The following is an 11,626-nucleotide window of genomic DNA, read 5'->3' as shown; positions in this document are numbered from 1 at the left end:
ATGGTGCATGAACTTGGTCATCAGAACTCCCTTCAATCCCCAGCCCACCCGGGCTTCACCTAATCGTTTTAGGGATGAAACCAGACAACGCCCAGTGGCCTTGGACACCGAAGGGGTGGGACTTGTGGCACTGAGGGGGGGAGCTAGCCTTGCGGAAAGCCAGATGTGCTCGGAAGGTTATGCCGTGGTAGGGTCGCTCGGGCGCTGCAGGAGCGCGACAAGGGATGGTGCCGCGTGGCCGTGGTCGGCGATGTCAGAGACCTTTGTGAGGGTTTCGATGGTGAACCCGTCAAAGGCTGACCGGATCTCGTCCTCATCGATGAGACGATCTCTGTCGGGTGGACCGGTCACTCCGAAGGAGTCGACGTGATGACCGATGATGTAGAGATGACCCCCAGGAGTCACGATTTCACGTAGGCGAGCGTAGAGATCGAGGCGCGCGGGACGTGGAGGATGGATGTTTGCAAGGATCACGAGGCCAAAGCGATGCGGAGAGGTGAGGTACGAGTACATGTCTTCGCAAATGGTTTCAATGGTCAGACCCTCATTCGCCGCAACGGTGCGCAGTCGTTCTAAGGCGACGTCAGCAAAGTCTACGGCGGTTACCTGGAAGCCCTCCCGGGCAAGGTACAGCGCGTTGCGACCCTCTCCGCAGCCAAGATCGAGTGCAGTCGTTGGCGCGATCGTGGCCATTGCCTCTTTGAGGGACGCGTCCGCGTCTGGGATCCAGAGCCGGTCGCTCTCACGGTAACGCTCGTTCCACTGGTCTGCCTCACTCATATCTGCCTCCTTGTTATGAGTTCAGCATAACATTTGGATTGATCATCCTTCCTGGGTTGAAGAGTTCAATCAGCTGGGAGAGACGATGACGTTCGCTGGCGGACCGCATCAGGGGGAGCACCTCCTTCTTGAGGGTGCCAATGCCGTGTTCGGCACTGATGGAGCCACCGAGATCAACCGTCGCCTGATAGATCGCTCGAGAGCATGCCTCGAGGGCATGATCGTCGCCTACGAGGTTAACATGGAGGTTGCCGTCACCGAGATGTCCGAAGCAGACGCACTGGATGCGGGCATCCTTTGCCACCATCTGCGCCATACGGTAGAGGTCGCCGATGCGGTTGATAGGTACGGCAAGGTCGAGTTTGAGCGGTTTGCCAACTCGGGCCACCCACGTCGCAATGTCTTCGCGCCAGGACCAGAGCCCCTGGATCTCCCGTTCGGTTTCGGCGATCACCCACTCTCGATGAAGCTTGAGATTGTCGAGGGTATCCGCTAGCGCGGAGGCCGTTTCGAGCACCTCAACAAGGAGTGCCCCGCCAACCGCATGCTCCCAAGGTGGATGAGAGGGAGCGAGGGCAATCGCCTCAGGTCCGAGGTACTCTATGGCGTTCACCGATGCTAGCTTGCCACGGAGCAGCGTGCTGATGTCCACACCCTCGTCGATCGACTCCAAAGGTGTGATGGCCACCGAGCGACGTGGTGATTGTGTTCGCAACCGTAGGGTTACCGAGGTGATCACGCCAAAGATACCCTCGGAGCCAATGAGCAGGCGTTGCAACGATGGACCGGTTGCGTCTTTAAGCAGTGTGTCGCGACGCTCGATTGTTGAACCATCGCCAAAAACACAGGAAAGGTTGACGACATTGTCGGCCATTGGTCCGTAGCGGAGCACGTGGATCCCTCCAGCGTTGGTTGCCGTCATGCCACCAAGTGTCGCGGAGCCCCGGGAGGCGATATCGACGCCAAAGGTGAATCCGTAGCGGGCGATCTCCGTCTGGAGCCGGGCGAGCGTTACGCCGGCTCCGACCGTCGCCGTCATCGACGCTGGATCGACAGCGATCGTATCAAGGCGTTTGGTGGTGAGAAGCATCTCATGAGCAAGCGGAACGGATCCACCGGCAAGCGAGGTATTACCTCCCTGCACGAGAAGAGTTGCATGGTGTTGGCGTGCGGCCTGCACCAATTGGGCGACCTCATGGTGGGTGCTGGGGCGCAGGAGCAGGTCGGTTGTGCCGATGACGCGGCCAGTCCAGTCGCTGCAGTACTGATCAATGATGTCCGGATCGGTCACGCATACCTTGTCAGCGAAGGAGGTCGGCAGATCGAGCGGTCGTGTCACGGGTTTACTCTAGTGGAGACCGAGATTGCTCTTTGTCTCGATGCGGCCTGCCGAGACATTTGAGACCCATTCGCGATCCAGGCGACACGATGGCGCACCTTATCCAAGAGCTGGAGAACTCCACCGATGTACTCATTGCGTATCCCTGGTGATGAGGAAAATGCTCGGTAAGTGCAAGTAGAAATTGCTATCTGCTATTGTAGATTGCGTGAAGAGTTCTCGAATTCGAATGGTGGTAGCGACGGGGGTGAGCGCCCTGGTGCTTGGTGCGTGCGGGGCCTCAACGGGGGCGTCGCCTGTCTCGCATCAGACAGCGAACGTCGCCTACGCGGGATCGCTGCAATTATTGAATGAAGGGACCATTGGCCCCGCCTTTGCTACGACCAGTGGATATGGTTATCTTGGGAGGGGTGCTGGATCATTTGGTCTGGCTAAGGAGATCGCTGCTGGAGAGATCACCCCGAATGTCTTCGAGAGTATCGGAGCCGCTCCGATCACCGAACTCGAGCCGTCGAAGACCTCCTGGTATGTCTCCTTCGCCGCTTCTCCGATCGTGGTGGTCTACAACCCGCATACCTCGTATGCCCCGACTCTTGCGAAGATTAGCCAAGGGAAGCTTCCGCTCTCCCGACTCTTTAGCCTCCTCGACTCGAAGGGGTTCCTCCTCGGCCGCACCAACCCCAATACTGATCCCCAGGGCCAGGCCTTCTATGAGATGGTCGAACTCGCCGTCGGACGCATGCATCTCCCATCGAGCCTGGTGAAGGGGATCCTTGGCGCTCTCGACAACCCGGCCGAGGTCTTTTCGGAGACCTCACTTGAGTCACGATTAGAGGCTGGCCAACTCGATGCGGCGAGTGCCTTCCAGTCACAGGCTATCCAACTGCACCTACCTTATATAGCGTTGCCTGCTACGATCAACTTCGGGGATCCGCGTCTTGCCAAGGACTATGCCAGCGCACACCTCACCTTGACCGATGGTACTGTCGTCCATGGAGTACCATTGCTTGTCGATGCAACGGTACTGGGACATCACGACGCGCGCGCCGCCGACGCTTTTGTACGATACCAGCTTCGATCCTCAGGTCGGCGGGCATTCATTCACGCTGGTTACACCGTCTTTGAGCCAATCTTCGTAGGTACTGATGTCCCACGATCTGTTCGGAATGCAGACTAACGTCCACCCGTTGCTGCGACGTACGTCGTGGGCGTCGTGGCTTGCAGTTGCTTCCACCATCGTGATCTGGTTGGTTCTTGTTGGACCCCTTGTCACTTTGTTGTTGAAGGTCTCGCCATCCGAGATCGTCACGGCGCTGCGCCAACCAGGAGCACTATCACCACTCGGGGTCTCTATCGGCTCGGCGCTCATCGCCCTGTTGATCCTGGTATTGTTGGGTACGCCGCTCGCGTATACCTTGGCACGATCTCCGAGGCGCGGAGTCCGTTGGTTAGAGGCGGGGATGCTGTTGATGTTGTTGATGCCTCCCCTCGTCATCGGGCTTCTTCTTGTCTTTATGCTGGGCCCGCTCACGCCGCTGGGTGGCCTGTTGGCCCACGTCCATCTGTCCGCGACGAACACCTTCTTTGCCCTCATCGTTGCCGAGGTGTATGAGGCCGCCCCATACTACGTGCTTGGGGCCCAGTCGACTTTTGTCGGTATCGATCAGGGCATGCTCGACCAAGCCTCTCTCCTCGGTGACACCCCAAGACAGCGCTTTTTTCGGATCTCATTGCCACTTTCGCTGCCACAGCTCACCTCGAGCCTCGCCATTGCATGGGCGCGGGCGATCGGAGCGTTTGGCGCCGTCATTATTATCGCCTATCACCCGTATGGTCTACCGATGCAGGTTTGGACGACACTCAACGAGGTGGGCCTGCAGAGGGCGCTACCCTATGCGCTCGTCCTCTTGGTTGTCTCGTTGCCGTTTCCCTTGCTCGCATTTTTCTGGAGTCGACGTGCTCGCGGTTGACTTCGCGATCACTCGACAGGAACAGACCATTGCGTACTCCTTCGAGGCCCAATCTGGGCGAATACTGGGGATTTTTGGCCCCTCTGGCGCGGGGAAAACCACCGCAGTGGAGATCGCCGCCGGGCTTGCGATCCCAACGACGGGCCATGTGACACTCGGTGGACGTGTGCTGACACAGTTGGGTAGCACGGACCAACGCGTTCTTGTGGCGCCGCATAAGCGCCGGATCGGTCTCATCAGTCAACGTCCGCAACTGTTCCCCCATCTCAGCGTGCGTGATAACCTGCTCTACGGCAAGGACCAGCGCGCGCTGGCGCCGTTGATGCCGATGATCGAGCGGTTGGAGTTGGGACCCCTCCTCTCCGCACGGCCTCGCCAACTCTCGGGAGGCGAGGCGCAACGGGTCGCCATCGCTCGCACCCTTGGACGATCCAATCAGGCGCTCCTGCTCGACGAGCCCTTCCAGGGACTCGACGACCGCCTGCGTCAAGAGTTGCTTGTTTTGCTCGATGACCTGCTAAGCCCCCTTGAGATTCCGATTGTGGTGGTGGCCCACGAATTGGAGCTTGTCGCTCAGTTCGCCGATGATCTCGTTGTGGTCGAACATGGGCATGCGTTGGGATCGGGAGCGCTTGCTGCGTTGTTGCGAGAGCCGTCGAGCGTTTCGATGGCGAAGGTACTGGGCTATACGAGTTTTGTCGCTATCGACGAAGTATCTCGCATCGGGGTTCGTCCGGACCGTGTCATCGCGCAGGCGGATCCAGCACGTGGGTGTGTGCTCCCCGTCTCAATTCTGTCCGCACGCGACGTCGGCACTGGAGTGCGTTATCGTCTGCAACTCGCAGACCAAGAGCTCCTCGTGACTTTTGCCGATAATCGGCTGGTCGAGGCCGATCAGCCAAGCGTGACGGTAGTGGACCCCCCGGTGTTTGGCCATGACGATCGATGTCTCGGGCGGTGGTCCTCCACTGTAGCGGCGCTCGGCTATCAAAGGAGCGACCGATGAAAGGCGATCGGATGCGGCTTGCTCGCATTGGTTTGGGTCTTTCCCAACAGCAGTTGGCTGCCCAGGTTGGGGTGTCGCGTCAGGCGATCGCTGCCATCGAGGCTGGTCTCTCTGATCCATCACTCAAGTCGGCGATCGCATTGGCAAGAGCGTTGGGAGCCGGGGTGGAGGAGTTGTTCTCCGCAGCCGTGCAGTACCCTGAGGTGGTGGCGACCTCTCTCGCGCCAGAGCTCATGGCCTCGCGAGCCGACTTTTCCCGGGTCAATGGTCGTGTCGTTGCACTGCCACTCGCGGGTGATCACAGCCTCAACGTGGGTTTTGGGGCCGCTGGTGCGACCATCTCGCCGGCGATCCCGGATCACGGTGCCTTGTTGTCTGGACATGCGAGTCCGCGCCGTTCCGGTGACGTCACCCTCTATCCGAATCGTGAGGTCTCTCCTGCGCTGATTATCGCTGGTTGTGACCCTGCATTGGCGCTGTTACCCAGTATTTTTGCCAACGTTGACCCGCGAATCGAGTGTCTCTGGTGGCCAGCATCGAATGGTGAGGCGATGGAGTTGTTGGCCCATGGTCTCATCCATGTGGCCGGATTTCATGTTGCTGATGGTGCCCCCTACCCGAAGGTTGACGCTGAACTGTTCCGTTTCGCACGATGGCGCGAGGGGTTGGCCTATCGATCAGAGGCTCCAACGCCAGCGAGGATCGAACAAGGCTTCCGCCTAGCGAATCGGCAACCGGGTTCGGAGGCGCGTCGCATGGTGGACGAGGTCCTCAGCGAGTTGGGGGTGTTGGATGAAGGGGTGACCGGTTATCACTCGTCGATTTCGGCTCATGCACTGGTCGGCAGTGCGCTGGTGTCACGAGTTGCGGACTTTGGCGTCACGATCGAGCCAGTGGCACTTGAGTTTGGACTCAATTTCCAGGCGCGTGCGACCGAAGATTTTCTACTTGCGATCCCAGCTGACCTCATCTCGACGCCTGAGATCAGAGCGCTTTTTCGAGCACTGACGAGCCAAGAGCTGCGATCCCAGCTGGGGGCGATTCGGGGCTATCTTGAGGTCGAGCGTAGTGGCGAGCCGATCGGCTGACGGGCGACAACTCCAAGATCTGATGCCAAGCTGTGGGTGTTGTCATCCCTGGACTTTGTCTGTAGTTGATGGGTCGCTATGATAAAAGCATGGACGAGGCTATCGCGGCGAATCAACAGTGCATGATTAATCAATCCCCATCAGCGTCACGCTACGATGCTTTGGCGAGAAAGATTCTTCGCATCCCCGACGTTCGGCCCACGGTGCGCCGTGAGGAGGCTGCAGAGCGGCTCTTTAGTCTTGCGATGGTCATCTCTGGACTGCGATGCACCTTGAGCTACGTCATTGTTCCATTCATCCTCCCGGCCCTTGGGATCGGTGCGCTCGCTGGCTTTGGTCCCGAGATTGGGATCCCGATCGGTGTCGCTGCTCTCTTCTTCGATGTGAAGGGGATACGGCGTTTCTGGGTCGCGAACCATAAATGGCGCTGGCAGATGAGTTTCATCTATTTGGCGGTCATCGGCCTAGTCCTCTATCTCGTGATCGCTGACATCGTAGCGCTTCTCTGAGTCGCCCTTGTCGACGGTGTCGATCGGTCGGTGTCTCCGATAGAGCCAGCGCTGTCCATGGAGCCGGCTTCTCCTCCCCATCAAGGCAGCAACAGGGTCGATCGATGTTCGTGCGTTGCTAGCGATCTATGCCTGGCACGGCTGGGTGCAGATCGGATGGGATACGTCGCTAGACCACCCTGAATACGAGGGAGGGTAAAGCTTGATGTCACGGCCAATGGCTCGGAACGCCAATACCAATGTGCAGGCAGTGACGCCCGACCCGCAGTAGGCGACGATGACCCGGTCATCGGAGAGGAGGGATTGTAGCTCTGGATCTGCAGCGACATCGATGTCAACCTCGATCCTGTCGAGGATGCGCTGCCACGGAAGCGACTGAGCACCTGGAATGTGGCCACCTACTCGGTCAATCGGCTCTTCGTCGCCGAGGTACCGAGCCTGGGCACGGGCATCGAGTAACAGATACTCGGAGGTCGCTGCCGCGATCTCTTCGGTAGTGGCGATACGTTCGGTTGGCCAGTGCTCGAGTGATGGAACCCAGGGAGTGACTGGAACCGGGAGGCAAGGTCTGGTGCACAGGTCGGTGGCTGCCAGCTGTTGGATGCCACCCCACAAGACATAGGTTTCGATACCGAGCACATCGAGCATCCACCAGATTCTGGCTGCGATCGAACCGCGAGCGTCATCCATGACGAGCACCTGAGCGGTAGGGTCGACGCCAAGCGCTGCGAGGGAATGGGCAAAATCCTTTGGTGATGGGAGTGGATGACGACCAGCAGTCGCCTCACCGGGCTGGGTGGCGACGGTGTCAAGGTCGACGAAGATCGCACCAGGGTAGTGCCCTGCGAGATAGCTCGTGAGGCCATTGCGGCCGTCAAGATACCATCGAACGTCAAGCACGACGGGGTGGGAGAGACGTTCAATTTGGTTGTGTTCGATGAATGGTGCGCGATCCATAGGCCCACCTTAGGCTGAACGAGGCTCCACTAGTTGCGCAGACCCGTTGCTAGCTCAACACCAGAATCGCCACACCAAGGCAGACGACGATGGCGGCAACCGCCCTACGGCGACCGAGCCCTTCCTTAAGAAAATAGGCTCCCATCAGCGCTGCCACGATGACGCTCGTCTCCCGGAGGGCTGACACAACACCCAAGGGGGCACGTTGCTGTGCCCACAGGACCGCGGCGTAGGCGAGGTAGGAGAGAGCGCCAGCACCGAGGCCAAGGCGGAGTTTGGCGGTGAGCATCGAGCGGTGCTGACGAATGCGCAAAAAGGTGATCCCGAGTCCAAGTACCCCTCCTTCGAGGAGGAAGAGCAACCCTGCGTAGGCAAATGAGGAATGCGCATGCCGTACACCCAGTCCATCAACCAGGCTGTACCCGCCGATGGCAAACCCGGTCGCGATGGAGAGCCAAAGCGTCTTGGTGGCGCGGAACTCGGCGATGGAGGCGAGCGCTGCGGCGATGATGAGGATGCCGAGAACCTCGCCGATGTCGAGGTTCTCCCCCGCGAAGAGGAATGCTCCAATCGTGACCAGGATCGGAGCGAGTCCTCGAGCCAGTGGATAGACCTGCGAGAGATCGCCAAACCGGTAGGAGTTCAAGAGAAAAATGTTATAGGCGATGTGAATCAGGAATGAGACCAGAAGGAACGGCAGTGCCTCCTGGTTGGGGAGGCCGACGAACCCGAGGAAGACCGCACCAATGCCGGCGACGGTGAGGTTGATCCAAGCAAAGGCGAGGCTTGCATCGTCGATGTACTTTGCTAGTGCGTTCCAGGTGGCGTGAGCGACGGAGGCAAGGAGGACAACCCCCAATACCCAGATCCCAATCGTGGTGACCTCCTCGCCGTCGTACAGACAAGGTTAACAATGCATGAACGAAAGTGTAATGGCAGGTAACAAAGTGCCGTTGAGGTCCACCGGTCATTGGAGGAGCCTATGAATGTGTGCATCTGCAACTATACTGGAGACATGTCTGTCACCTCTTCTGGATCCATGCCGGTGCTCTATCTCAGTCATGGGGCGCCACCGTTGCTCGATGATTCCCGTTGGATTGATGAGCTCCAAAAGTGGCGTAATCGTCTACCGACTCCGGAGTCAATCCTCGTGATCTCTGCGCACTGGGAGTCGAATCCGATCAGTGTAAGCTCCTCGGGATCCGTACCCTTGGTCTATGACTTCTGGGGCTTTGAGGAGCGCTTTTATCAACTGAAGTACCCCGCTCCTGGTTCAGCGTCGCTTGGCGCGTCTCTCGATCGCTTGCTTGCCCAGGCACATCAACCAGTCGACCATGATGAACCGCGAGGACTGGACCATGGGGCTTGGGTGCCACTGATGGTCATGTTCCCCGAGGCGACGATTCCCGTGATGCAACTCTCATTGCCGACGCTCGAGCCCGCCCAGTTGCTGGCGTTGGGAAGGACACTCGCACCTCTGCGCGATGAGGGCGTCCTGATCGTCGGCAGTGGATTCTTCACCCACAACCTCCGGCAGCTGCGATGGGACGCTGGTCCCGATGCGGATCCGCCGTCATGGTCTCGGGAGTTTGATGAGTGGGGAGCGAACGCCCTTGCGGCCGGCGAGGTCGGTCAGCTTCTCGATTTCGCGCATGCAGCACCAGCGGCAGCTATCGCACACCCCCGCACCGAGCACTTTGCACCGTTGTTTGTGACGCTGGGAGCCGGTGGCGATGACCCAATTGTCAACGAGGTCGAGGGCTTTTGGTTCGGTATGGCGAAGCGTTCCATCTCGATGGGAGCGTAGGTAAATTGCCACCGGTAGGTGGGAATAAAGCGGGTCGCAAAAGTAGTTGCAGGTTGCAAGCAACTAACAGCTAGGCTGTGGTAGCAAAACGATAGCTGCTATCGGAGGTTTGCCTTCGCTAGCAGCTGGGCGTTGGCCTGAGGAACCGTCACAGGGCCTGGGGGCGGGCTAGTGACACGACGAAGACGGTGTGACGGCGCTGCATGGCAGACAGTCATGGCAACAATAGATGGTCATAAAGGAGAAGCAAATGGCGGCAACGTTGGAGGGAAAGTCCTCCTTTCGGCAGCGAAGCGCTGCGATGCGAGATAACCCGAAGTACAAGTGGCTGGTCCTGTCGAATACGACACTTGGGGTCTTGATGGTCATGATCGACTCGTCGATCGCACTCATCTCTTTGCCGGAGATCTTTAACGGCATTCACCTCGACCCGTTGGCCCCTGGGAACACCTCCTACTTTCTTTGGGTCCTCATGGGCTACCTGGTCGTCACTGCGGTGATGGTGGTCAACTTTGGCCGACTTGGTGATATGTTTGGTCGTTCCCGAATGTACAACATGGGTTTTGCGATCTTCACCTTCTTCTCGATCATGCTCTCCATCACGTGGATGCATGGGAGTGCTGGTGCCCTGTGGTTAATCGCGATGCGTATCTTCCAAGGTTTGGGTGGGGCATTGCTCTTTGCGAACTCAGCGGCGCTCTTGACCGATGTTTTTCCGGCAAACCAACGTGGCCTTGCTCTTGGCATCAATAACGTAACCGCCATCGCTGGTTCCTTTATCGGACTGATCCTCGGTGGTGTCTTGGCGCCGATCTCGTGGAGGTTGATCTTCCTCGTTTCGGTGCCGGTGGGCATCGCTGGTACGATCTGGGCCTACATGGTGCTCCATGACACCGGTATTCGGATCAAGGCCAAGATCGACTGGTTTGGCAACTTCCTCTTTGCGGCGGGGCTGATCTCAGTCTTGGTGGGCATCACCTATGGAATCCAGCCCTACGGCGACCACACCATGGGTTGGACGAACCCCGGCGTCATCGCCGCGATCTTTGGGGGACTCGCCACCCTCGGCGTCTTTATCTGGCTCGAACTACGCCTCGATGAACCCATGATCAACGTGCGACTCTTCAAAATTCGAGCCTTCACGGCCGGGAACCTTGCGAGCCTCTTGGCTTCGCTAGGTCGAGGTGGCATGATGTTCATCCTTATTATCTGGCTTCAAGGTATCTGGCTGCCGACCCATGGGTTTAGTTACTCGCAGACACCGTTGTGGGCGGGCATCTATCTCGTTCCTTTGACCATCGGATTCCTCGTCGCTGGACCTGTGTCGGGCTATTTCTCTGACCGCTATGGTGCACGGCCTTTTGCGACTGGAGGTATGATTATCGCGGCGGGCTCCTTCATCGGACTGATCTTTCTGCCGGTGGACTTTTCCTACATGGACTTTGCAATTCTGCTAGCGATCAACGGTTTGGCCATGGGACTTTTCGCCTCACCGAACCGCGCTGGAATCATGAATAGCTTGCCAGCAAATCAACGGGGAGTTGGTTCAGGCATGAGTGCGACCTTTATGAACTCGGCGATGGTGCTCTCGATCGGTGTCTTCTTCAGCCTGATGATCTTTGGGTTGCGTTCTCATCTCTCGAGCGCCCTCCTGTCCGGGTTGACCAAGCAGCATGTGCCGGTCGCCTTGGCCAAGCAGTTGGCTGCGCTGCCACCGGTGAGCACGCTCTTTGCGGCCTTCTTGGGTTACAACCCGATGTCAAAGCTGTTGGGCTCCAAGCTCCTTAGCACCCTGCCAGCGGCCAACGCTCATTATCTTGTGGGCCGTTCCTTCTTCCCTAGCCTTATCTCCCCAGCCTTCGGCCATGGGCTCTCGGAGGCCTTTACCTTCGCCGCGGTCGCCTGTCTGATCGCCGCTGGCGCGTCGTGGATGCGTGGTGGTAAGTACAATGCAACCGACGCCGAAGAGGCGATGGAGCACCTTCATGAGGAGCACGCGGCGCATGCAGCCGCCGAACACCGTGTGATTGAATCCGTCGCTGGAGCCGATGACTCGGTGAAGCCCGAAGAGATCAAATCCCCCTTCTCTGACTGACGTACTTGTCACTGTCTTGAGCAAGAGGAGGAGCCCTTCAAGGGCTCCTCCTCTTGCTTTTTCCTAGAGGGAGAG

General features: G+C 58.6%; 11 protein-coding genes. 7 read left to right on the top strand and 4 right to left on the bottom strand.

All coding sequences use genetic code 11. The annotated features are described in order from the left end of the window. Nucleotides 1-177 precede the first annotated feature (177 nt). Both M7439_RS08110 and M7439_RS08105 read right to left on the bottom strand, forming a co-directional pair. Nucleotides 178-780: a bifunctional 2-polyprenyl-6-hydroxyphenol methylase/3-demethylubiquinol 3-O-methyltransferase UbiG gene (locus M7439_RS08110; protein WP_298344538.1), complete on the bottom strand. Its 603-nt coding sequence runs from the start codon at nt 778-780 to the stop codon at nt 178-180. 13 nt (nt 781-793) lie between these two features. After that, nucleotides 794-2,119: an FAD-binding oxidoreductase gene (locus tag M7439_RS08105; protein WP_298344535.1), complete on the bottom strand. Its 1,326-nt coding sequence runs from the start codon at nt 2,117-2,119 to the stop codon at nt 794-796. A gap of 208 nt (nt 2,120-2,327) precedes the next feature. Between M7439_RS08105 and M7439_RS08100 the strand changes: the two genes are divergently transcribed. From M7439_RS08100 to M7439_RS08080, 5 genes are all read left to right on the top strand, one after another. Beyond that, on the top strand, nt 2,328-3,296 hold the full coding sequence (locus tag M7439_RS08100) for an extracellular solute-binding protein (protein ID WP_298344533.1): 969 nt from the start codon (nt 2,328-2,330) through the stop codon (nt 3,294-3,296). After that, nucleotides 3,286-4,089 (top strand): ABC transporter permease subunit, encoded by an 804-nt coding sequence (locus tag M7439_RS08095; RefSeq protein WP_298344531.1) that lies wholly within the window; start codon nt 3,286-3,288, stop codon nt 4,087-4,089. Before M7439_RS08100 ends, M7439_RS08095 begins: the two co-directional genes overlap by 11 nt. Continuing rightward, nucleotides 4,076-5,095, top strand: a complete 1,020-nt coding sequence (locus M7439_RS08090) for an ATP-binding cassette domain-containing protein (protein ID WP_298344529.1) — start codon at nt 4,076-4,078, stop codon at nt 5,093-5,095. Before M7439_RS08095 ends, M7439_RS08090 begins: the two co-directional genes overlap by 14 nt. Continuing rightward, a complete protein-coding gene (locus M7439_RS08085; protein WP_298344527.1) occupies nt 5,092-6,183 on the top strand; it encodes a substrate-binding domain-containing protein in 1,092 nt (363 codons plus the stop codon). The genes M7439_RS08090 and M7439_RS08085 overlap by 4 nt, the downstream gene beginning before the upstream one ends. Before the next feature lie 89 nt (nt 6,184-6,272). Further along, on the top strand, nt 6,273-6,692 hold the full coding sequence (locus M7439_RS08080) for a hypothetical protein (protein ID WP_298344525.1): 420 nt from the start codon (nt 6,273-6,275) through the stop codon (nt 6,690-6,692). Nucleotides 6,693-6,818: 126 nt separating this feature from the next. Here the strand turns inward: M7439_RS08080 and M7439_RS08075 are convergent, their stop codons facing one another. Together M7439_RS08075 and M7439_RS08070 are read right to left on the bottom strand one after the other, a co-directional pair. Next, on the bottom strand, nt 6,819-7,649 hold the full coding sequence (locus tag M7439_RS08075) for a sulfurtransferase (protein ID WP_298344523.1): 831 nt from the start codon (nt 7,647-7,649) through the stop codon (nt 6,819-6,821). Nucleotides 7,650-7,698: 49 nt separating this feature from the next. After that, the gene (locus tag M7439_RS08070; protein ID WP_298344521.1) at nt 7,699-8,508 is read right to left on the bottom strand and encodes a DMT family transporter; all 810 of its coding nucleotides are present in this window, start codon (nt 8,506-8,508) and stop codon (nt 7,699-7,701) included. A 156-nt stretch (nt 8,509-8,664) separates the two neighbouring features. Between M7439_RS08070 and M7439_RS08065 the strand changes: the two genes are divergently transcribed. Both M7439_RS08065 and M7439_RS08060 read left to right on the top strand, forming a co-directional pair. Beyond that, complete coding sequence (locus M7439_RS08065) at nt 8,665-9,456, top strand: class III extradiol ring-cleavage dioxygenase (protein ID WP_298344519.1); 792 nt, start codon at nt 8,665-8,667, stop codon at nt 9,454-9,456. A 301-nt stretch (nt 9,457-9,757) separates the two neighbouring features. After that, nucleotides 9,758-11,551, top strand: a complete 1,794-nt coding sequence (locus M7439_RS08060; RefSeq protein ID WP_367184983.1) for an MFS transporter — start codon at nt 9,758-9,760, stop codon at nt 11,549-11,551. Nucleotides 11,552-11,626: the final 75 nt, after the last annotated feature.

The sequence above is a fragment of the Ferrimicrobium sp. genome, from assembly GCF_027319265.1.
Lineage (GTDB): Bacteria > Actinomycetota > Acidimicrobiia > Acidimicrobiales > Acidimicrobiaceae > Ferrimicrobium.
The sequence above is the reverse complement of the archived record's forward strand: the minus strand, read 5'-3'. Positions and strand labels throughout refer to the sequence as shown.